Origin of the sequence: Streptomyces sp. x-80, assembly GCF_046549095.1 — a bacterium.
GTDB classification, from domain to species: domain Bacteria; phylum Actinomycetota; class Actinomycetes; order Streptomycetales; family Streptomycetaceae; genus Streptomyces; species Streptomyces celluloflavus.
This window is the reverse complement of record NZ_JAJPWM010000001.1, coordinates 337660-361848: the sequence shown is the minus strand read 5'-3', so window position 1 is coordinate 361848 and position 24189 is coordinate 337660. Positions and strand designations below refer to the sequence as shown.

At 74.2% G+C, this 24189-nt stretch carries 9 protein-coding genes; all 9 read left to right on the top strand.

What is annotated here, in order from left to right; genetic code table 11:
* Position 1: 1 nt before the first annotated feature.
* A complete protein-coding gene (locus tag ACLJWH_RS01400; protein ID WP_411139658.1) occupies positions 2-4468 on the top strand; it encodes an amino acid adenylation domain-containing protein in 4467 nt (1488 codons plus the stop codon).
* Positions 4465-6243: a non-ribosomal peptide synthetase gene (locus tag ACLJWH_RS01395; RefSeq protein ID WP_411139657.1), complete on the top strand. Its 1779-nt coding sequence runs from the start codon at positions 4465-4467 to the stop codon at positions 6241-6243. The genes ACLJWH_RS01400 and ACLJWH_RS01395 overlap by 4 nt, the downstream gene beginning before the upstream one ends.
* A gap of 25 nt (positions 6244-6268) precedes the next feature.
* A complete protein-coding gene (locus ACLJWH_RS01390) occupies positions 6269-7450 on the top strand; it encodes a cytochrome P450 (RefSeq protein WP_411139656.1) in 1182 nt (393 codons plus the stop codon).
* Positions 7451-7620: 170 nt separating this feature from the next.
* A complete protein-coding gene (locus tag ACLJWH_RS01385) occupies positions 7621-7833 on the top strand; it encodes an MbtH family protein (protein WP_411139655.1) in 213 nt (70 codons plus the stop codon).
* 199 nt (positions 7834-8032) lie between these two features.
* Positions 8033-18214: an amino acid adenylation domain-containing protein gene (locus tag ACLJWH_RS01380; RefSeq protein ID WP_411139654.1), complete on the top strand. Its 10182-nt coding sequence runs from the start codon at positions 8033-8035 to the stop codon at positions 18212-18214.
* A 1-nt stretch (position 18215) separates the two neighbouring features.
* The gene (locus tag ACLJWH_RS01375; protein ID WP_411139653.1) at positions 18216-19523 is read left to right on the top strand and encodes an MFS transporter; all 1308 of its coding nucleotides are present in this window, start codon (positions 18216-18218) and stop codon (positions 19521-19523) included.
* Positions 19524-19607: 84 nt separating this feature from the next.
* Positions 19608-20306: a thioesterase II family protein gene (locus ACLJWH_RS01370; RefSeq protein ID WP_411139652.1), complete on the top strand. Its 699-nt coding sequence runs from the start codon at positions 19608-19610 to the stop codon at positions 20304-20306.
* A 24-nt stretch (positions 20307-20330) separates the two neighbouring features.
* The gene (locus ACLJWH_RS01365; RefSeq protein WP_411139651.1) at positions 20331-21155 is read left to right on the top strand and encodes a mycofactocin-coupled SDR family oxidoreductase; all 825 of its coding nucleotides are present in this window, start codon (positions 20331-20333) and stop codon (positions 21153-21155) included.
* 53 nt (positions 21156-21208) lie between these two features.
* Positions 21209-24091, top strand: a complete 2883-nt coding sequence (locus ACLJWH_RS01360) for a non-ribosomal peptide synthetase (protein ID WP_411139650.1) — start codon at positions 21209-21211, stop codon at positions 24089-24091.
* The last annotated feature ends 98 nt before the right edge of the window (positions 24092-24189 follow it).

The following is a 24189-nucleotide window of genomic DNA, read 5'->3' as shown; positions in this document are numbered from 1 at the left end:
AGTGACCTCATCCGGAGCGCCGGCCCGCACCGCCCCCGTCTCGGGGCTGCAACGGGGGCTGTGGTTCCTCGACCGGTGGAACCCCGGCGCGGCGACGTACAACACCCCCTGGGTCTTCGACTTCAGCGGCCCCCTCGACCTGCGGCTCCTGGAGGAGGCCCTCGGCCTCCTGGTCCGGCGGCACGAGGCGCTGCGCACCACGTTCGCCCTGGGGACCGAGGAGCCCGTCCAGCTCGTCCACCACCGGATGGCCGTGCCGCTCGCGGTGGTCGATCTGCGGCACCTCGCCGAGGACGACCGGGCCGCGCGGGTGCGGGACCTCGTCGTGGCCGAGGGCGCATCCCCCCTGGACCTGCGGAGCGGTCCGCTGATCCGGGCCACGGCGCTCCGCCGTGGAGACGAGGAGACCAGCGTCGTCTTCACCGTCCACCACATCATCTGGGACGGCTGGTCGGCCGAGGTCTTCGAACGCGAACTGGCCGAGACGTACACCGCACTGGCCGACGGGCGGGCGCCCGTCCTGCCCGAACTCACCGAGCAGTACGCCGACTACGCCGCCGAGGAGCGGCACGAGTCGTACGACGAGCACCGCGCCTACTGGGCGTCCCGCCTCGACGGCGCGCCCCGCCTGCTGCAACTGCCCGGCGACCGCGGCCGGCCCGCCGTCCAGACCTACCGCGGGCACACCGAGCCGTTCGCGGTGCCCGCGGGCACGGCCGCCCGCGTCCGGGAGTTCGCCGAGGCCGAGGGCGTGACCCCGTTCATGGTCCAGCTGGCCGCGTTCGCGGTACTCCTGAACCGGTACACGGGCGCGTCGGACCTGGTCATCGGCACCCCGGTGACCACCCGGAACCGGCCCGAACTGGAGCATCTGGTCGGCTGCTTCGTCAATCTGCTGCCGCTCCGCGTCGCGCTGGCCCCGCAGCTGACCTTCCGCGAGCTGGTGCAGCACGTCCAGGACGTCGCCTTCGACGCCTACGCCTACCTGGACATGCCCTTCGACCAGATCGTCGACCAGCTGGCACTGGACCGCTCGGCGCAGCACCCCCCGCTGGTCCAGGTGGTGTTCGGCGCGCACGCCGAGAGCCGTGAGCCGCTGCGGTTCGGGCCGGTCCGGGCGCAGCGGCGGGTGGCGTCCAACCACACCAGCAAGTTCGACCTGACGTGGTCCGTCTTCGACGACGGTGAGCTGCGTGGCGAGGCCGAGTACGCCACCGACCTGTTCGACGCGGCCACGATCCGGGCGATGGCCGAGGAGTGGCAGCGGGTGCTGACCGCGGCCCTGGCCGACAGCGACCGCCCGCTGCGCGCGCTGACCCGCCCCGAGCCGCCCGCCCCGGCGGCCGGGCCCGTCGAAGGGCGCTGTCTGCACCGGCTCTTCGAGGACGCGGTGGACGCGCACGCGGAGCGTACGGCGGTGACCTCGGGCGCCGTGTCGCTGAGCTACGCCGAACTCGACGCGCGCGCCAACCGCCTGGCCCATGCGCTGATCGCGGCCGGTGTCCGCACCGGCGACCGGGTCGGGCTGCTGCTCGAACGCACCCATGAGATCCCGGTCTCGGTGCTCGCGGTGCTCAAGGCCGGTGCGGCCTATGTCCCGGTGGACCCGACCGCGCCCGTCGAGCGGGCGGCGGCGGCCTGGGGGGACACGGGCGTCGCCGTGGTGGTCACCGACCGGCCCGACCGGGTGCCGGAAGGGCCCTGGGAACTGTTCCACCTGGCCGCGCGGGCCGCGGAGACGGCCCGGATGCCCGCGGACCGGCCCGCGCGGACGGTGCGGGCCCAGGACACCGCGTACCTCATCTTCACCTCGGGCTCCACCGGGCGGCCCAAGGGCGTGGCGGTCACCCACGAGCACGTCGGCAGGCTGCTGGCCTCCGGTGCCGGTCACTTCGGCTTCGGGCCCGGCGAGGTGTGGACGCTCTTCCACAGCTTCGCCTTCGACTGGACGGTCTGGGAGCTCTGGGGAGCCCTGCACCACGGCGCGCGGCTGGTGGTGGTGCCGTATCTGACGAGCCGTTCGCCCGAGGAGTTCGCCGAGCTGCTCGACGCGGAGCGCGTCTCCTTCCTCTGTCTGACCCCTTCGGCGCTGCGGCAGCTGGAAGCCGTCCTCCGGCGCCGTCCGCGCGCGCTGCCCGCACTGAAATGGATCATGCTGGGCGGGGAGGCGCTCGACCCGGCCGTGGTGCGGCGCTGGTACGGGCTCGCCCCGCGGCCCCCGGCGCGGATGTGCAACCTGTACGGCATCACCGAGACCACCGTCCACGTCACCACCTGCGATATCGAGGAATCCGGTGCCGCCTTCCAGCGGAGCCTGATCGGTACGGCGCTGCCGCATCTGACGGCGATGGTCCTCGACGACTGGCTGCGCCCCTGCCCGGCCGGCGTCCCCGGCGAGCTGTACATCGGCGGCGACAGCCTGGCGCTCGGCTACTGGGGGCGGTCCTCGCTGACGGCGGGACGCTTCCTCGCCGATCCGTATGCCGCCCGCGCGGGGGCGCGGATGTACCGCACCGGCGATGTGGCCCGGAGGCTGCCGGACGGGGGCCTCGAATACCTGGGGCGCGCGGACTTCCAGGTGAAGCTGCGCGGGTTCCGGATCGAACTGGGCGAGATCGAGAACGCGCTGAGCCGGCACCCGGACGTGGATGCCTGCGTCGTCACCGTGCGCGACCAGCGGCTGGCGGCCTACGTCACCGGCCGGGAACCGGACCGGGTAAGGGAGTTCCTCGCCGGCACGCTGCCCGACTACATGATCCCGGCCAGCTGTACCGTCCTGGACGCGTTCCCGCTGACCGTCAACGGCAAGGTCGACCGCGCGGCGCTGCCGGCCCCCGGATTCCGGCCGGCCGAGACCGGTCATGTCGCGCCGCGCACCGCGGTCGAGCGGACCTTCACCACGGTCTGGTCGCGGGTGCTCAACGTGCCCGACGTCGGCGTGCACGACAACTTCTTCCATCTCGGCGGCGACTCGATCCGGGCCGTCCACATGGCCGGTGGCCTGCACGAGCGGGGCTGGCAGGTCTCGCTGCGCGACATCTTCGACGCACCCACCATCGCCGGCCTCGCGCCGCTGGCCCGGCCGGTGACCGACGACGACGCCGACTCCGCGCCCTTCGCCCTGGTGCGGGACGAGGACCGGCGGGAGCTGCCGGCCGGCCTGGTGGACGCCTACCCGATGGTCGCCATGCAGCTCAGCATGGTCTTCCACATGGAGCTCGCCGGCGCCACCGACAGCTACCACAACGTCAACAGCTACCGGATCGCCGGGGCGTGGGACGAGCCGGCCTTCCGGCAGAGCGTCGCCGAGGCGATGGCACGCCACCCCGTCCTGCGGACCGGTCTCGACATCGCCGGCTTCGGCGAGCCGCTCCAGCTGGTCCACGCGGAGCTGCCGCCGCCGGTCGAGTGCGACGATCTGCGCGACCTCGCGGCCGACGAGCAGCAGAAGGCGATCCTGGACGTCTTCGAGCACCACCGCCGGACACCGTTCGACCTGCTGTGCCCGCCGCTCTTCCGGATCACCGTGCAGCGGACGGCGGACGACGCCTTCCACCTCACCGTCTCCGAGCACCACGCCATCCTCGACGGCTGGAGCTTCACCTCGCTCCTCAGCGAACTGCTGCGGCGGCACGGCGCACTCGCCGCCGCCCCGGACAGCGCCGCCGCCCCGCCCCCGGCGTCGTCCTTCCGCGACTTCGTCGCCGCGGAGGGACGGGCCGCCGCCGATCCGGCGGCGCTCGGGTACTGGCGGGGCAAACTCCACGGTGTCAGCGGGGAGTTGTGGGACACCGTCCCCGACCACCCCGAACTGCCGCGCACCGTCCAGCGTGTGCTGCCGCAGGCACCCGGACAGCTGCGCCGGACCGCCGACGCGGCCGGGGTGCCGGTCAAGGCGGTGGCGCTCGCCGCGCACATGAGGGCGCTGGGGCACATCACCGCACGGGGCCGGGTCACCACCGGACTGACCGTGAACGGCCGCCTGGAGCGGCTCGGCGGCACGGACACGTACGGCCTGTTCCTCAACACCGTGCCGGTGACCTGCGACGTGGCCGGGGACGACCCGCTCGCGCTGGTGCGCGCCGTGCACCACGAGGAGCTGGACATGATGCCGCACCGGCGGGTGCCCTTCGCGCGGCTCGCGCGCCTGATGACCAGCACCCGCCTCGACGGCCAGTTCGCCTATCTGCGCTTCCACGCGCTCGGGCAGCTCGACGCCGCGCGGATCGTGGACGACGGGCTGATCGGCTGCGAACCCGTCATGCGCCACGAGCCGAACAACTTCACCTTCTGCGCCTCGCTGGTTCAGGACCCGGTCACCGAACGCGTCCTGCTGGCCGTGGACCACCAGCGGTCGGTGGTCCCCGACGCACTCGTCGACGCGTACCTCGACGCCTACACCGCGGCCCTCCAGCGGATGGCCGCGTCCTGCGGACACACCACGGACAAGGAGAGGAACCCGAGATGACCGCCCCGACCGGCGCCCACCGGCGCCCCGTCGACCTGCTGGCCCGCTTCGCCCTGGCGGTCCGGACCTCCCCGGACCGTCCGGCCGTCCGGGCCGGTGACACCGAGCTGACCTTCGCCGGACTCGACCGCCGCACGGCGGGTCTCGCGGCCGCGCTGCACGCGCACGGGATCGGCCGCGGAGACCGGGTCGGGGTCCAGCTGCCGCGCACCGCGGACCTGGTGGTCGCGCTGCTCGCGGTGTGGCGGGCGGGCGCCGCGTATGTGCCGCTCGACCCCGCCTATCCCCCGGCCCGGCTCGCCCTCATGGCCGAGGACGCCCGGATCGCCCTGCTGATCGGCGCGGACGGCGCCGCGCCACCGCGGCCGGGGGTCCCGGTGCTCGGCCCGGACGCCGCCGCCGCGCCCCGCCCGGCGGCGGAGCCGGACCCGCGGGATCCCGCGTATGTCATCTACACCTCCGGGTCCACCGGTGTGCCCAAGGGCGTCGAACTCACCCGCGGCGGTGTCGCGGACCTCGTCGCCGGACTTGAGGAGCGCGGCATCTACCGTGCCGGGCCCTCGGTCGTCGGCTGGAACGCGAGCATGTCCTTCGACGCCTCGGTCCAGCAGTGGGCCCGCGTCTGCCGTGGCGACACCGTGGTGGTCATCGACGACGAGCAGCGCGCCGACCCCGCCGCGCTGGCGGCCGCCCTCGACGCGTCCGGCGTCACCGACCTGGACCTGACACCGTCGCACTGGGAGCTGCTGCGCGAAACGCTCACCGGGCGCCGGGCGGTGCGGCTGTTCATGGGGGGCGAACCGGTCCCCGAGCGGACCTGGCGGGAACTCGCCGACGGCGGCGCCGACGCCGTCAACCTCTACGGCCCCACCGAGTGCACCGTGGACGCCACGGTCGCCGCGATCACCGGGCCCCGCCCCCACCTCGGCGACCCGCTGCCCGGTGTGCGGCTGCGCCTCCTGGACGACAGGCTCCGGCCGGTGCCCGACGGCGTCACCGGCGAGCTGTACCTCGCCGGGCCCCGCCTCGCCCACGGCTATCCGCGTCGCCCCGGGCTGACCGCGGCACGCTTCGTCGCCGACCCGGACGGGCCGGCCGGCGGCCGCATGTACCGCACCGGTGACCGGGCCCGCCGCGGCGACGGCGGGCTGCTGGAGTTCGCCGGCCGCGTCGACCGGCAGGTCAAGGTGCTCGGCCACCGGATCGAACTCGGCGAGATCGAGTCCGTCCTCGCCCGGCACCCCGAGGTGACCGCGTCCGCCGTCACCGTGCGCGAGGCGGCCCCCGGGGACCTGCGCATCGCCGCGTACGTCACCGGCCCGGCCGCGACGGGCGGCGCCGCCGTGCTGGCCGCGCTGCGCGCGCAGCTGCCGACGCACCTGGTCCCGAACACCCTCGCCGTCCTCGACGCCCTGCCGCTCACCCCCAACGGCAAGACCGACTACGCGGCCCTGCCCGCACCGGCCCCCGCGACCGCCGGTTCCGGGGCGCCGCACGGCGACGCGCTCCAGGAGCGGGTCGCCCAGGAGTGGCGCACGGTGCTCGGGGTCGCCTCCGTCGCGCAGACCGACAACTTCCTGTCGCTCGGCGGCCATTCGCTCGCCGCGCTGCGCGTCGTCCACAAGCTGCGCCGCACCTTCGACATCGACCTCCAGTTGCGCCACCTGCTCGACGCCGACGACCTGGCCGGTTTCACCCGCGCGGTGCGCGAACGGACCCAGGCGGGGCCGGTCGGCCGACCGGCCCTGGTCGCCCGCGACAGAACCGCCCGATGAGACCCGCCCACGCAAGGGAGCTGCCGTGCTCAGCACGATGACCGATCTCACGGACCCGGACCTGTGGTCACGCCCCGACCTGCCCGCCGTCATCGACGCACTGCGGGCGAAGTCCCCGGTGCAGCGCACCGAGACGGCCGACGACGGCCCCGTCTGGTCGGTGCTCTCCTACGAACTGGCCGCCGAGGTCCTGCGGAACACCGCCGTGTACAGCTCGGAGGGCGGGTCGCTGCTGGGCAGCGGCGAGGGCCGGACGCCGGTCGGCTCGGGGCGGATGATGGCCCTGACCGATCCGCCGCGCCACCGTGACCTCCGGGCGCCGGCCGCGCCGTTCTTCTCGTCCGGTGGCGTCCGCAACGCCTCCCGCAGCATCGCCGAGCTGGCGGACTCCCTCGTCGCCGAAGCGGTCGCCCGCGGCGAGGTGGACCTGGTGGACACCGTCGCCGCGCTGCCGCTCGCCGTCATGTGCGATCTGCTCGAAATCCCGGACGAGGACCGGGACATGGTGGTCCGGGTCTGCGACGACGCCTTCCTGTGCCGCACCCCCGAGGAGCGCCGGGCGGGCCACCAGCGGCTGCTGCCGTACCTGTTCCAGCAGGTCCTGCTGCGCCGGGCCGACCCCGGCGACGATCTGATCAGCAAGGTGGCCACCTACCGGGTCCAGGGGCGGCCGATGCCGGTGGAGGACGTCGTCCTCAACCTGGACAACATCGTCGTCGGCGGCGTGCAGACCGTCCGCCACACGGCGGCCATGGGACTGCTGGCGCTGGTACAGCACCCCGAGTTGTGGCGGCAGTTGCGCGACGGCGAGGCGGAAATAGGGGCCGCGCTCGACGAGCTGCTGCGCTGGACCTCGGTCGGTCTGCACACGCTGCGCACCGCGAGCCGGGACACCGAGCTGGGCGGCCGGCTGATCCGGCGCGGCGAACGGGTCGTCGTCTGGACCTGGGCCGCCAACCACGACGCGGCGGCCTTCGACCGCCCCCACGACATCATCCTGGACCGCTCGCCCAACAAACACCTCGCACTGGGCCTGGGGGCGCACTACTGCATCGGGGCGCCGCTGGCCAAGGCGGAGCTGGAGGGACTGTTCTCCGCGATGCTGCGCCGCGTGACGGAGATCCGGCCGACGGGGCCGCTGCGCCACAACGGCTCCATCATCAATTTCGGCCTCGACCATTTCCCGGTGCGCCTGGTCACCGCCTGACCGCCACCGGGTGCCGTCTCTCGCTTTCCGACGGCGCACCCGGGCGGAAATCCGTCGCTCACCGGCGGGCGAAACACACTCGCACAACTGCCGCTTTCCTGCCGGACCTACTTCCGCGCGGGCCGGACGCCCGTCGATAGATTCGCAGACAACCAAGGAGGTCGATCATTGTGACGAACCCGTTCGAGGACGAGAACGCGCGGTACCTGGTCCTGGTCAACGAGGAGAACCAGCACTCCCTCTGGCCGTCCTGGCTCGATGTACCGGCCGGCTGGTCGGTGGCGCACGAGGAGGACACCCGGCAGGGCTGCCTCGACCACATCGAGGAGAACTGGACCGATATCCGCCCGGCCAGTCTGGTCGCCGCCCTCGGCGGACAGTGAGCCCAGCCACCCGTCAGGGCACTGAATTCCCCGCCCACCGAGCCGGCCGAAAGGCGTGAATTCCCTCGGCCGGATACGACCGGAAGCGATCGGCGGCGGCCCGGGAATTCCCCGGGGAACGTCTCGCCGAACCGGTCGGGCCGCTTGCCGAAGCTTCCGTGTGCGTACCGCCGATGTGACCTGAAGGAAAGGAAAATCCGTGATTCCGGTTTCGTTTGCGCAGCAGCGCCTCTGGCTGGCCGACCAGCTCGACGGTCCGAGCCCGCGGTACAACCTGCCGTTCGCGATCCGGATGCGCGGTCCACTGGACGAGGCCGCGCTGCGGGACGCGGCGCGCGACGTCGTCATCCGGCACGAGGCGCTGCGCACCGTGTTCCCCGCGGTCGACGGTGTCCCCGTACAGCAGGTCGTACCGGCCGCGGAGGCGCGGCCGCACTTCGAGACGGTCCGCTGCGGCCCGGACGGGTTTCCGGCGCTGCGCGACGCGGCCGCGGCGCACCACTTCGACCTGAGCGGGGAACTGCCCCTGCGCATGGTGGTCTTCACGCTCGCCCCGGAGGAGCACGTCCTGCTGGTGGTGGTGCACCACATCGCGGGGGACGGCTGGTCGCAGGGGCTGTTCCTGCGCGACCTCGCCGCCGCCTACACGGCACGGCACGCCGGCCGCGCCCCCGGCTGGTCCCCGCTGCCGGTGCAGTACGCGGACTACGCCCTGTGGCAGCGGGAGTTGCTGGGCACCGACGCCGATCCGCACAGCGTGCTCTCCCGGGAGCTGGCGTACTGGCGCGACCACCTGAGCGGGACGCCCCAGGAGGTGACGCTGCCGACGGACCGCCCCCGGCCACCGGTGCAGGGCGCCTGCGCCGACGCGATCGGGCTCCGCTTCGACGCGGACCTGCACGCCGCGCTGCTCGCTATGGCGCGGGCGCACCGGGCCACTCTGTTCATGGTGCTGCAAGCGGGCCTCGCCGCCCTGCTGACCCGGCTGGGCGCGGGCACCGACATCCCGCTCGGCACCGTGGTCGCCGGGCGCTCCGACGACGCGCTGCACGACGTCGTCGGGTTCTTCGTCAACACCCTGGTGCTGCGCACCGACACCTCGGGCGACCCCACGTTCACCGATCTGCTGGCCCGGGTCCGCGAGACCCAGCTGGAGGCGCACGCCCACGCGGAGATCCCCTTCGAGCGGCTGGTCGAAGAGGTGAACCCGGTGCGGTCCCTGGCCCGGCACCCGCTGTTCCAGGTGATGCTGGTCCTCCAGGACACCGCGGAGAGCGGTCTCGACCTGCCCGGCCTCGACACCTGCCCGGAGCCGATCGGGATGCGGGTCGCCAAGTTCGACCTCAACATCGGCCTGGCCGAGGCGTACGACGCGGACGGCGCGCCCGCGGGCATCACGGGCAGCGTCGAGTACGCGGCCGACCTGTTCGACCGCGACACGATCGGGGCGCTGACGGTGCGCCTGGCCCGCCTGCTGTCCGCGGCCGCCGCGGACCCGGGCCTGCCCATCGAGCGGATCGACGTGCTCGGGGCGGCGGAGCGGTCCCGGATCCTCACCGGGTGGCACGGTGCCCCGGCCGCCCCGGCCGCCGGGTCGCTGCCGCGGGCGTTCGCGGACCAGGCGGCGCGCACCCCCGACGCCCTCGCCGTCGCGGGCGACGACGCCCTCACCTACGCGGATCTCGACGCGCGGGCGAACCGGCTCGCGCACCACCTGATCGCGCGGGGCGTCGGGCCGGAGACCCCGGTGGCGCTGCTCGTGGAACCGTCGGCGGACGCCGTGGTCGCCACCCTGGCGGTCCTCAAGGCCGGCGGTGTCTGCGTGCCCCTGCACCCCGGTCCGACCGCGGACCGGACGGCCTGGGTGATCGGGGACGCCGGTGCCGCCGTGCTGCTCACCGACCGTACGCCCGGTGCCGTACCCGGCGTCCCCGACGGCGTACGGGTGGTCCGGCCGGGCGACGGCCTGCTCGGGGAGACCGCCGGTCCGGCCGTCACGGTCCATCCGGACCAGCTCGCGTACCTGAGATACCCCGCCCACCCGTCGGACGGGCCCCCGGCGGTGGCCGTCTGCCACCGTGACGTGGCCGCGTTCGCGACCGACCGGCGGTGGCGCGGCGAGGCCCCGGACCGGGTGCTGCTGCACTCGCCGGGGGCCCTCGACGCGGCCGGGTACGAGCTGTGGGTACCGCTGCTCTCGGGCGGCACGGTCGTGGTGGCACCGGCCGGTGCGCTCGACCCCGCGGGGCTGCGCGCCGTGGTGGAGCGCCACGCGGTCACGGCGCTCTTCCTCACCAAGGGCCTGTTCGACCAGGTCGCCGAGGAGTGCCCGGAGGCGTTCACCGGGCTGCGTACGCTGGTCACCGGGGGCGGCAGGGCATCGGCGGCCGCCGTGCGGCGCGCCCTCGCGGCCCACCCGGACCTCGTGCTGCACCACCTCTACGGCCCGGCCGGGCACGCCACGGCCGCCACCGCCCACACCGTGCCGGCCCCGGACGCGGCCACCGGCCGGATGCCGATCGGCCGTCCCCTCGACCACCTCCGCGGGTACGTCCTGGACGCGCGCCTCGAACCGGTCGCGCCCGGGGTCACCGGCGAACTGTACGTGGCGGGCGCGGGCCTGGCCCGCGGTCTCCTCGACCGGCCGGGCCCGACCGCGGAGCGTTTCGTGCCCTGTCCGTTCGCGCCGGGCGAGCGCATGTACCGCACCGGCGACCTGGCGCGCCGGCGCGCGGACGGTGTCCTCGAACACCTCGGCCGGGCGGACGACCGGGCCGAGATCGCCGGCTTCCGCGTCGAGCCCGGGGAGATCGAGGCGGTCCTGGGCCGGTACGACGGGGTCGGACAGGCCGTGGTGGTCGTCCGCGAGGACAGCCCGGGAGACCGGCGCCTGGTCGCGTACTGCACCCCTGCCGGGGAGCAGCCCGAACTGGCCGCGGAGCTGCGCCGGTTCGCGGCCGGGTCGCTGCCCGGCTATCTGGTCCCGCAGGTGGTGGTCCTCGACCGGCTGCCGCGCACCACGGACCACGCGCTCGACCACGCCGCCCTGCCCGCGCCCGGCCGCCCGCGCGCCGCCGAGTCACCCGGGGACGGGGCGCGGCAGGAGGCGCTGCGCGAGGAGGCGGTGGTGGGCCGGCTCTTCGCCGCTCTCCTGGGACTCGAGACGGTCGGCGTCCAGGACAACTTCTTCGAGCTGGGCGGTCACTCCCTGCTGGCGACCCGGCTGCTGGCCCGGGTGCGCTCGGTCACCGGCGCCGATATCCGTATCCGTGCCTTCTTCGAGGACCCCACCGTCGCCGGGCTCGTCCGGCAGCTGGACACGGAGAAGAGCACCCGGCCCGTGCTGGCCGCCCGGACCCGGCCGGACGCCATGCCGCTGTCCTTCGCCCAGCAGCGCCTGTGGCTGATCGACCGTATGCAGGGCGCGGGCGCCTACTACAACGTGCCGGTCGCGCTGCGGCTGCGCGGCCCGCTCGACCGGGCGGCGCTGACGGTGGCGGTCGCCGACCTCCTCGCCCGGCACGAGACCCTGCGCACCGTCATCAGGGAGGTAGACGGCGCGCCCTGCCAGCTGGTGCTGGCGGCCGCCGACGCGCCCTCGGTGGTCGAGGTCGCGCGGTGCCGCGGGGACGAGGCCGAGGCCCTGGTGAGCGCGGCGTCGCGGCGGCCGTTCGACCTCGCCGCCGACCTGCCGCTGCGCGTCACCGTCCTGGAGACCGCCCCGGAGGATCACGTACTGCTGCTCGTCCTGCACCACATCGTCAGCGACGGCTGGTCGTTGGGCCCGCTGATGCGCGACCTCGCGCGGGCCTACGCCGCCCGCCGCGCGGGCCGCGCCCCCGACTGGGCCCCGCTGCCGGTGCAGTACGCCGACTACACGCTGTGGCAGCGGGAGCTGCTCGGTGACGAGGGGAACCCCCGCAGCCTGTACGCACGGCAGCTGACCCACTGGCGGAAGGCCCTCGCCGGTCTGCCGGAGGAGCTGGAGCTGCCGTTCGACCGGCCGCGCGGCACCGCGCCCTGCGTCCGGGCGGAGCGCGTCATGATGCCCCTGGACGCGCGGCTGCACGCCGCCCTGCTCGACGTGGCACGCACCCACCAGGTGACCTTGTTCATGGTGGTGCAGGCGGGTGTCGCGGCGCTGCTGTCCCGCTGGGGCGCGGGCGAGGACATACCGATCGGGGCGGTGGTGGCCGGCCGCTCGGAGCAACTCCTCGACGATCTGGTCGGCTTCTTCGTCAACACCCTCGTGCTGCGCACCGACACCTCGGGCGACCCCACGTTCGGCGACCTGCTGGCCCGGGTCCGCGAGACGGACCTCGCCGCGTACGCCCACCAGGACGTGCCGTTCGAGCGGCTGGTGGAGGAGATCAACCCGGTCCGTTCCCTGGCACGTCACCCGCTCGTCCAGGTGATGCTGGTGCTCCAGAACAACGAGCAGGCGGAACTGGACCTCGCGGGCCTGGAGACCTCGTCGGAGCCGAGCGACACCGGCGGCGCCAAGTTCGACCTCACCTTCGTCATGGAGGAGTCGTACGGACCCGGCGGTCCGGCGGGCATCGACTGCTCGATCGACTTCGCGGTGGACCTGTTCGACCGGGACACGGTGGAGTCCATGGCGGCCGTGCTCGCCCGTCTGCTGTCGGCCGCGGCGAGCGCTCCCGGCACGGCCATCGGGGAGCTGGACGTGCTCGGCGACGAGGAGCGCGCACGCCTCCTCGTCGACTGGAACGACACCGCGGTGGAGACGCCCGCCACCTCGCTGCCGCGGGCGTTCGCGGAGCAGGCGGCGCGCACCCCCGACGCGGTCGCCGTCGCCGCGGACGGCGCCGCTCTGACGTACGCGGAGCTCGACGCGCGGGCCGGCCGTCTCGCGCACCGTCTGCTGGCGGCCGGCGCCGCGGCGGAGACGCGGGTGGCGCTGCTGCTGGAGCGGTCGGTGGACGCCGTGGTGGCCACGCTGGCGGTCGCCAAGGCGGGCGCGGCGTATGTGCCGCTGCACACCGGGCTGCCGCCCGAGCGGATGTCCTGGGTGATCGAGGACAGCGACGCGCACCTCCTGATCACCGACCGGCCCGAGGTGGGCTTCCCGCACCGCGCGCGGGTGATCCACCCGGCGGACGAGCCGTCCGGCGGCGCCTCCCGCGCCGTCCGCGTGCACCCCGGCCAGCTCGCCTACGTGATGTACACCTCCGGTTCGACCGGGCTGCCCAAGGGGGTGGCGGTCCGTCACCGCGATGTGGTCGCCCTGGCCGGTGACCGCCGGTGGCGCGGCGGGGACCACCGTCGCGTACTGCTGCACTCGCCGATGGCCTTCGACGCGGCCACGTACGAGCTGTGGGTACCGCTGCTCTCGGGCGGCACGGTCGTGGTGGCACCGGCCGGTGCGCTCGACCCCGCGGGGCTGCGCGCCGTGGTGCGGCGCCACGCGGTCACGGCGCTGTGGCTCACCAAGGGCCTGTTCGACGTCGTCGCGGAGGAGAGTCCGCGCACCTTCGCGGGGCTGCGCGCGGTGACCACCGGCGGCGACGCCGGCTCGCCCGCCATGCTGCGCCGCGTCCTGACGGCCTGTCCGGAGCTGCGCCTCGCCAACGGGTACGGCCCGACCGAGACCACCACCTTCGCCACGCACCACCTGCTGTCCGCCGCGGATGTGGCGGGCGCGCGGGTGCCGATCGGGCGCCCGCTGGACAATATGCGGGCGTACGTCCTGGACGGTCGCCTGCGCCCGGTGCCGGTCGGCGCGCCGGGGGAACTGTACGTGGCGGGCGCCGGGCTGGCCCGCGGCTACTGGCGGCGCTCCGTGCTGACCGCCGAGCGGTTCGTGGCCAGTCCCTTCGGCACCGGCGAGCGCATGTACCGCACGGGTGACCGGTGCCGGCTGCGCGGCGACGGCACGGTGGAGTACCTGGGCCGCACCGATCACCAGGTCAAGCTGCGCGGTTTCCGGATCGAACCCGGCGAGATCGAGGCGGTGCTCGCCCGCTGCGAGGGCGTCGGCCAGGTCCTCGTCGTCGCCCGGGAGGACATCGCCGGTGACCGCAGGCTGGTGGCGTACTGCACCCCGGCCGGGGACCGGCCCGAACTGGCCGGGCAGTTGGCGCAGTTCGCCGCCGCCTCACTGCCCGCGTACATGGTGCCGTCCGCCGTGGTCGTCCTGGACGCCCTGCCGCTGAACCCGAACGGGAAGGTGGACCGCAAGGCGCTGCCCGCACCGGTGCACACGGCCGACCAGCGGGGCCGCGCTCCGCGGACGCCCCAGGAGCGGCTGCTGTGCGAACTGTTCGGCGAGCTGCTCGGCGTCGAGGCGGTCACCGTCGACGACGACTTCTTCGCGCTCGGCGGCCACTCCCTGCTGGCCACCCGCGTGGTGAGCCGGGTGCGGGCGGCCCTGGGCGTCGAGCTGGGCATCACGGACCTGTTCCGGGCGCCGACCCCGGCCGGGCTCAGCGCCCGCCTGGCCGGCGCCTCCAGCCGCCCGGCCCTGACCGCCCGGCCCCGCCCGGAGATACTGCCGCTCTCCTACGCACAGCGGCGGCTCTGGTTCATCGGCCAGGTCGAGGGCCCGAGCGCGACATACAACATCCCCGTCGGCGTCCGGCTGCGCGGCGCCCTGGACGTGGCGGCACTGGAGCGCGCGCTCGGCGACGTGGTGCTGCGGCACGAGGCCCTGCGCACCGTCTTCCCCGTCCACGAGGGCGTCCCCCGGCAGCACATCACGGCCGGACCGGCGGGACCTCTCGTCACCGTCTGCGACCGCCCGGTGTCCGAGGTGGTCGGGCACGTCTTCGACCTCGCCACCGAACTGCCGGTGCACGGCTACGTCCTGCCGGGCGACGGCCCGGCGGAGCACGTCCTCGTCCTGGTGCTGCACCACGTCGCGAGCGACGGCTGGTCCCTGCGCCCGCTGCTGCGGGACCTGGCGCAGGCGTACGGCGCCCGCTGCCTGGGCCGGGCGCCCGAGTGGGAAGCGCTCCCGGTGCAGTACGCGGACTACACGCTGTGGCAGCGGGAGCTGCTCGGCTCGGAGGGCGACGCGGACAGCCCGCTCGCCCGGCAGCTCGCCTTCTGGCGGGACACGCTGGCCGGTCTGCCGGACGAGCTGTCGCTGCCCGTGGACCGGCCGCGCCCGGCGGTGGCGAGCCACCGGGGCGAGGTGGCGCGGTTCGCGTTCGGCCCCGGGCTGCACCTGCGGCTGACCGAGCTGGCCCAGGAGCACGGCGCCACCCTGTTCATGGTGCTCCAGGCCGCCCTCGCCGCCCTCCTGAACAGGTTCGGCGCGGGTGCGGACATCCCCATCGGCTCCCCGGCCGCGGGCCGGACGGACGAGGCCCTCGACGAACTCGTCGGGTTCTTCGCCAACACCCTGGTGCTCCGGGTCGACCTGTCGGGACGCCCGAGCTTCCACGAACTGCTGGACCGGGTGCGGGCCATGAACCTGGCCGCCCTCGCCCATCAGGACGTCCCCTTCGAACGGCTCGTGGAGGAGCTGAACCCGGCCCGCTCGCTGGCCCGGCACCCGCTGTTCCAGGTGATGTTCGCCTACAACAACACCGCCGAGGCGACGCTCGAATTCCCCGGCCTGGACGCCGAGTTCGCGCCCCTGTCCCAGGACGGCGTCGCCAAGTTCGACTTGCTGTTCGGCATCGGCGAACAGCGGGACGCCGAGGGCCGGCCCGCGGGGATCGAGGGCGGGCTCGAATACGCCACCGACCTGTTCGACGGGGAGACGGCCGCCCGGCTGACGGACGCGCTGGGGCGCCTGCTGGCCGCCGTGGTCCGGGCGCCCGACGCTCCGCTCGCCTCCCTCGACCTCCTCTCGGACGCCGATCGCCGCCGTCTGCTCCTCGACTGGAACGACACCGACCGCGCCGTACCGTTCGTCTCCCTGCCCGACCTGGTACGGGAGCGGGCGGCGCGCACCCCCGGTGCGCCCGTGGTGATCGACGGGCAGACCGTCCTCACCTACGGGGAGCTGGACTCCCGCGCGGCGCTGCTCGCCGGGCGCCTCGCCGCGGCGGGGGCCGCCCCCGAACGCCTCGTGGCGATCGCCCTGCCCCGGTCCGCGGACTTCTACGTCGCCGTCCTCGCGGTGCTCAGCACGGGAGCGGCGTACGTACCGCTGGATCCGCGGCATCCCGCCCAGCGGATCGCGGCGATCCTGGACGAGGCCGCACCGGTGCTGATGCTGACCGACGGCCGGGCCGGCCGACCGGCCGCGGGCTGCCCGGTGGTGCGGATCGACGAGCCCGGCGGCCACGGCGACCGGCCGTCGGCCCCCGTGCCGGTGACCCGCCGGCACGCCGCGTACGTGATCTACACGTCCGGTTCGACCGGCGCCCCCAAGGGCGTGGTCGTCACCCACGGCGGTCTGCGCAACCTCCTGGTCTCCCTGGCCCGGCAGGTGCCGCTGGACGAGGGCGACCGGATGCTCGCCGCCACCACACCGGCCTTCGACATGGCCGTCCCGGAGATCTGCCTGCCGCTGGTCACGGGCGCCGCGGCCGTCATCGCCGACGACGACACGGTGCGTGATCCGGCCGCGCTCGCCGCGCTGATCGAGCGGGCCGCGGTCACCGTCGTCCAGGCGACGCCGAGCCTGTGGCACGCCCTGCTCGCCGAGCGGCCCGACGCGGTCCGCGGGCTGCGCATGCTCGTCGGCGCCGAGGCCCTGCCGCCGGCGCTCGCCGCCGAACTGCACCGGTGGGGCAGCGAGGTGACCAACCTGTACGGGCCGACGGAGACCACGGTCTGGTCCACGGCGGCCCGGCTCGGCGCGGCCGGCCCGCCCGCCATCGGCCGCCCCCTCCTCAACACCCGCGCCTACGTGCTCGACCAGGATCTGAACCCGGTCCCGGAAGGTGTCACCGGCGAGCTGTACCTCTCGGGCGAGGGCCTGGCCCGCGGCTACCTCGGCCGCGCCGGGCTGACCGCCGAGCGGTTCGTGGCCTGCCCGTTCGTGGCCGGGGCCCGGATGTACCGCACCGGGGACCTGGCGCGCCGGCGGCGGGACGGCGCACTGGAGTGCCTGGGCCGGACCGACCACCAGGTGAAGGTGCGCGGCTTCCGGATCGAACCGGGTGAGATCGAGACCGCCCTGACGGGCCGTGCGGACGTGGCCCAGGCCGTGGTGCTGGCGCGGGAGGACGCCCCGGGCGACACCCGCCTGGTGGCGTACGTGGTCGGGGAGGGCCCCGCCGACGGCCCGCACGCCCCGGACGGCACCGAGCTGCGCCGCTTCTGCGCGGCCGCGCTGCCCGCCTACATGGTCCCGTCCGCCGTGGTCGTCCTGGACACCCTGCCGCTGAACCCGAACGGGAAGCTGGACCGCACGGCGCTGCCGGCACCCGACTACGCGGCGGCGTCCCCGGGGCGCGGCCCGCGCACCCCTCTGGAGGAGGTGCTGTGCGGGCTCTTCGCGGACGTGCTCGGCGTGCCCGATGCGGGCATCGACGACAGCTTCTTCGACCTGGGCGGCCACTCGCTGCTGGCCACCACGCTGCTCAGCCGGGTGCGCTCGGTGCTGGGGGCCGAACTGAGCATCCGGACCGTCTTCGAGTCCCCGACGGTGGCCGAACTGTCCGGCCGGCTCGGTGCGAAGACCTCGCACGACGCACTCGATGTGCTCCTGCCGCTGCGCTCCCGCGGCACGCGCCCACCGTTGTTCTGTGTGCATCCCGCCGCCGGCATCAGCTGGGTCTACTCGGGTCTGCTGCGGGCCGTAGACGCCGCACACCCGGTCTACGGCCTCCAGGCGAGCGGCCTGACGGGGCAGGCCCCGGAGAGCGTCGGGGAGATGGCCGAGGACTATCTCCGCCGGATCAGGGCGGTCCAGCCCGCCGGCCCCTACCACCTGCTCGGCTGGTCCTTCGGGGCGACGGTCGCGCAGGAGATGGCCGTACGGCTCCAGGCCGAGGGGGAAGAGGTCGCCCTGCTCGCGCTCCTCGACGGCTACCCGGCCGTCCCGGGGACGGCCGGCCCGGTCCTGCCCGACGACGCCGCGGAGATGTTCGCCGCGCTGCTCGTCTCGCTGGGCCTCGACCCCGCCGCGCCGGACGGCCTCGCCGTGCTGGAGCCCCTGCTCGGCGAGGCGACGGGCGCCCTGGCCGATGTCTTCGCCACCCACCACAAGCTCCTGAACGAGCACATCCCCCGCCCCTACCGGGGCGACGCCGTCTTCTTCGGCGCCACCCTCGACAAGCCCGGCGACTGGCCGTACGCGGACGCGTGGCGCGGACACATCGCCGGCCGGATCGAGGAGCACCGGATCGCCTGCGCGCACGGCGAGCTGACCCGGCCGGACCCGATCGCCCGGATCGGGGCCGTCGTCGCGGACAAGCTCCGCGCCGCACACCTGACGGAGCACCGTGGAGAGCAGTGACATGAACCGGACCACCACGCCGTCGCCGGCCTCCCCGGCCACCGGCGAGCCGGCGCGGCGCCGCTGGGGGCTGTGGGCCGAGGCCGACTTCCGCCGGCTGTGGATCGGCGAGACGACCAGCTGCCTGGGCACCGCCGTCGGGCATGTCTCACTGTCCCTGGTGGCGGTGGTCGTCCTGAAGGCGGACCCGGCCACCATGGGTGTGCTGACGGCACTGACCTGGCTGCCATGGCTCCTCATCGGGCTGCCCGCCGGGGCCTGGGTGGACCGGTGGCCGCGCCGCCGGGTGATGCTCGTCAGCGATCTGGCCCTGCTGGTCCTCTTCGCCGGCGTGCCGGTGGCCGCCTGGCTGGGAGTGCTGACCATCGGGCAACTCCTGGTCGTCGCCGTGCTGGTGGGCGTGGCGAAGGTGTTCCTCAGCACCGCCTACGCGGCGCTGATCCCCACGCTGGTGGCCAAGCCCGACCTGCTGGAGGCCAACGCCAAGCTGCGGGGCGGGGAGACGGCCGGGGAGATCGCCGGTCCCGGGGTGGCGGGTTTCATCGCCCAGGTCTTCGGGGCGGTCGGCGGTCTGCTGGTCGACTCCGTCTCCTATCTGGTCTCCGCGCTCTGCCTGGGCGCGATCAAGCCCCGTGAGAAGCCCCCGGCGGCCGCCGCGCGGGACGGCATCCGGCGCGAGATCACCGAGGGGATCCGGTTCGTCGTCCGCGATCCGTTCCTGCGAACGCTGGCCTGTTTCGGTGCCCTGGGCAATCTGGCGCTGAACGGGATCCAGGCCGTGCAGACCCTGTTCCTGGTCCGCGACGTGCACCTGGGCGGGGGCGCGGTGGGGGCGGTGTTCGCGGCCGTCAGCACCGGGGGCCTGGCCGGGGTGTGGGCGGCCGGCCGGATCGTCCGCCGGTTCGGCACCGCACGCGGTCTGCTGCTCAGTTACCTGGTGGTGGCTCCGGGCATCGTGCTGCTGCCCTTCGCCGGAAACGGGCTGCCGCTGCCGGTGAGCGTGCTCGGCTGGGCCCTCGGGGTCGGCGGGGTGGTCACCGCGAACGTCATCTCCAGCAGCTTCTCGCAGAGTTACTGCCCGCCGGAGATGCTCGGCCGGGTCAGGGCCAGCTCGTCCACCGTCAACTACGGCGCGATTCCCGTCGGGGCGCTGCTGGGCGGCTATCTGGGGGAGGCGCTGGGCACCAGGGGCACGATCTGGATCATGGCCGGCGTCCTCGTGACGGCCAACCTGGTCCTGCTGGTGAGCCCGATCCGCTCCCTGCGCGACTTCCCGCAACGCGCCGAGGCACCCCGCACCGGCCACTGAGGTGTGCCGCACCGGCCGCCGCGGCATCCCACCGGACCATCGCACCGACTCAGTAGAGATCACTTACGACATGGATGAGGGGACATGGCGAATCAGCCTTTCGCTCTTGTCTGCCTGCCCTTCGCAGGCAGCGGCGCCGGCTTCTACCGCCCGTGGCGGACGCAGTTCGACGTCGATTTCCAGATCGTCCCGATTCAGCTGCCGGGCAGGGAGGAACAGTTCCTCGACGACCCGTTCACCGATATGCCGCAGGCCGTCCAGGAGCTGACCCGCCGGGTGCTGGACGGCACGGACGACGACACCCCCCTCGCGCTGTTCGGGCACAGCTTCGGCGCCGTGCTCGCCTACGAGATAGCGCTCGAACTCACCCGGCGGCAGCACCCCGGCCTCCGGCACCTGTTCGTGAGCGGTTCGCCAGGACCGCACAACGGCCGCGCCGAGCGGGCGAGCGGCCTGAGCGACGAGGAATTCCTCGGCCGGGTGCAGGAGTTCGCCGGATACCGGTCAGAGGTGTTCGACGACCCGGACATGCGGGAGATGTTCCTGCCGCTGCTGCGCGCCGATGTGGAGATGCACGAGTCGTACGAGCCGTCCTCGTCCGAACCGCTCGCCGTCCCCGTCACGTCGCTGCGCGGCTGTGACGACACGCTGGTCTCGCGCACCCAGGCGGAGGAGTGGGCCGCCACCACCCGCGACCACTTCGCGTACCGGGAGATCCGCGGCGGACACATGTACCTGATCGACCATCCCGACATCCTGCTACAGGCCGTGGCCGCCCGCTGACGGCGGAAGACAGAGGAGAAGCAGATGCGACTGAGCGGGAAGACCGCCGTCATCACGGGGGCGGCGCGCGGTCTCGGGCGCGAGTGCGCGGTCAGGTTCGCGGCGGAAGGCGCCGATCTCGTGCTGATGGACATCGCGAAGGACGTGGCGGGAGTGCCCTACCCGCTGGGGTCGCGCGGCCAGTTGGAGCACACCGCCGCGCTGTGCGAGAAGGCGGGCGGCGCCGTCGTGGCGAAGGTGGCGGACGTACGGGACACCGAGGACTGCCAGGGCGTGATCGATGCGGCGCTCGACAGGTTCGGCGCCGTGGACATCCTGGTCAACAACGCGGGCATCGCGGCGCCGTCCGGAAAGGTCACCCACGACATCACGGCGGCCGAATGGGCGCTCATGCTCGACACCGATCTGTCCGGCGCCTGGCGGATGATGAAGGCCGCCGCCCCGGCCATGGTGGGGCAGCGGGCGGGCAGCATCGTCAATGTCTCGTCGACCGCGGGACTGGTCGGCTACCGCCACTTCGCCGGGTACGTCACGGCCAAGCACGGCCTGATCGGGCTCACCAAGGCCGCGGCCCTCGACTATGCCCCGCTGGGTGTCCGGGTGAACGCGCTGTGCCCCGGATCGGTGCGCGACGACCCCGTCGTGGAGGGCCGGATGCTGTCCGAGATCGCCCGCTCCCTCGATGTGCCCGTCGAGGAGCACGAGGAGATCTTCGTCCGGGACCAGCCCACGAACGACCTGATCGAGCCCGCCGACATCGCCGCCGCCGCGCTCTGGCTGGCGAGCGACGACTCCCGCCGGGTGACCGGCAGCGTCCTGACCGTCGACGGAGGCTTCACGGCCCGGTGACGCAGCCCGGCCGCACTCCGCTCCACCCCCGGCAGAAGGAACCCGTGAACGCCATGAGCGAAGACCCCGACCCCCGCGCCGCCGCGCCCGGGTCGCGCACCCCCGACGTGCGCACCGCGCGCGACTGGGGTGCGCTGTGCCACAGCCTCACCGTGCGAGTGCCCGGCCCCGTCGACCCCGACCGCCTCGACCGGAACCTGGCGGCGGGTGCCCGCCGCCGGCCGGCGCTCCGTCCGCTGCGGCTCTGGCACACCGCGGTCGCGGCGCCGGCCGGCACCCCCGCGGCGGACCGCAGGGCTCGGGCGGAGGCGGCCCGGCCGGTCCGGCCGGACATGTTCCCCGTGCGGGCCGTGCTGATCCACTGCTCCGACGGCGCGGCCGACCTGGTGCTCGTGGCCGCCCGCAGGTCCGTCCCGCGCCCCGCCCTCGACCGGCTGGCCGCTCTTCTCCTGGAGGGGGCGCCGGATGCCTGGGACGACTCGCAGGACATCCCGGCGTGCGCACCGCTCCCGCCCGCCCCCGAGCACGATCCCGTCCCGTGGGGGATGGGGCTTCCCGGGCGGGCCGGCACGACCGGAACCGTTCCGCTGCCCCTCCCGGAGCGTGCGGGCATCGACGTACGGCACCTCGTCGGCGGTCTCGCGCTCGCCCTGGCCGGATACGCGGCGGGGGACGAGGGCGCCGACGCCGGTGTGACCGTCGGCCGGGTCGATTCCGCCGCCCTGCGCGGGTACGACGACCTCCGCGCGTACGCGGTGCGGACCGACGGTGAGCGGAGCGTCGGCGACTTCCTCGCCCAGTTCGACGCCGCGCCCGGGACGGCGCCGCGGCTCCCCGCCGCGGGGCTGATCGTGGGTGCCGCGCGGCCCGGCAGCAGCCACCGGCCGTGTCTCGCCCCGGTCTTCCCGCTCACCCTGCACGCGGAACGGCGGGCGGACGGCACGTTCCGCGGTACGTGCTGGTTCGACGAGGGAACGGTGGCGCCGCAGTTCGCCGAACGGTTCTGCGCCCATGTCGCGCACCTCGCGGCCCAGTTGGCCGAGAGCCCCGGCGCGCGCCCGGTGTCCCGCGTCGAGCTGCTGACGGCGGCGGAGACCGCGAGCATCCTCCGGGCGGGGAGCTCCGCGCCCGCCCGCACGAGCGGCGGTCACATCGTCGGGCTGTTCGAGGAGAGGGTGCGGAGCAGGCCCGACGCCCCGGCACTCGACGACGGCACCACCCGGTTGACATACCAGCAGCTCAGTGACGCGGCGGAAGAGGTGGCGGCGGGACTGCGGGCGAAGGGGGTCGCCCCGGGCAGCCGGGTCGGGGTCTGCCTGGAGCGGGACGCCGGGCTCGTCGTCACGCTGCTCGGGGTGCTGAAGTCCGGCTGCGCCTATGTGCCGATGGATGTGCACTATCCGCAGGAGCGACTGCGCTACATCACCGAGCAGGCGCAGCTGCCCGTGGTCGTGGCATCGGCCGGACAGTTCCCCGCCCTGGCGGGGGTGGAGGTCGTCGCCCCGGGGGCGCTGCGGGAACTCGGCGCCGCGGCGGACGTGCCCGGCGAACTCCCGCAGCCCGACGCCGGGCAGGCCGCCTACGTGATCTACACGTCCGGCTCCACCGGCCGCCCGAAGGGCGTCGTGGTGCCGCACGCCAACGTCGTCGCCCTGGTCGATGCCACCGTCGACGACTTCGGACTCGGCCCCCACGACACCTGGACCCTCTTCCACTCCAGCGCCTTCGACTTCTCCGTATGGGAGATCTGGGGATGCCTGCTCAGCGGCGGCCGGCTGGTGGTCGTGCCGTACTGGACGACACGGGACACGGAGGAGTTCCACGAGCTGCTCGCCGGTGAGCGGGTGACCGTGCTCAGCCAGACGCCCTCGGCGTTCTCCCAGCTCATCCGGACGGACCGGGAGTCGGCCAGCGACCTGGCGCTCCGCCTCGTCGTCTTCGGCGGCGAACCCCTCGACGTCCGCATGCTGGCCCCGTGGTTCGCCCGGCACTCCCCCGCCGACTGCCGGCTGGTGAACATGTTCGGCATCACCGAGACCACGGTCCACGCGACCGCCCACACCGTCACCCCCGAGGACGTCGTGGCGGGCTCGCGGTCCGTCGGCCGCGCCCTCCCCGGCTGGTCGCTCTCGGTCCGCGACCGGCACGGCCGGGTCCTGCCGCCGGGACCGGTGGGAGAGATCTACGTGGGCGGCGCGGGAGTGGCGAGCCACTACCTCGGGCAGCCGGACCTCACCGCCGAGCGGTTCCGCACCGACCCGGTCACCGGGCAGCGCGTCTACCGCAGCGGGGACAAGGGGCGGCTGCGCCCCGACGGCAGTCTCGAACACCTCGGGCGTCTCGACAGTCAGGTGAAGATCCGCGGGCATCGCGTCGAACTCGACGAGATCCGCGCCGTGCTGCTCAGGCACCCCCGGGTGAGCGCCGTCGCCCTGGCCATCCGGCAGGAGACGCCGGGCGATCCCGCGAGCAGCCGCCTCGACGCGTACGTGGTCGGGAGCGGCGCGGCACCGGAGGTATCCCCGGTGGACGCGGCGGAGGTGCGTGACATCCTCGACCGTGCGCGCCGGTTCCTGCCCGACTACATGGTCCCGGCCACCCTCACCCCGGTCGCCGCGCTGCCCCTGACGGTGAACGGGAAGCTGGATCCGTCCCGGCTGCCCGCCCCGCTCCCCCGCACACCGCAACCGCCCGCCGCCGGGACGCCGTCGGGAGACCTCACCGAGGACATCATCCGCGTCTGGAGCCGGGTCCTGAACACGGAGGTGCGGCTGGGCGACAACTTCTTCGAACTGGGCGGGAATTCCCTGCTGGTGGTGCGTCTCCTCGCGGAACTGCGCGCCGGCGGTCTGCCCAGGGTGTCGAGCAGGCAGTTCTACCACCACTCGACGGCCGGACAGTTCGTGCAGCTGCTGCGCACGCTCATCCCGGCCTGACCGCCCTGCCGTAGACCGGGCGGATATCGGGGATGGATCGCGCGCCTATCGTCGCCGTGTTCCGTTGCTGCGAGAAGGCTTGTCAGCAGCGGAACCGC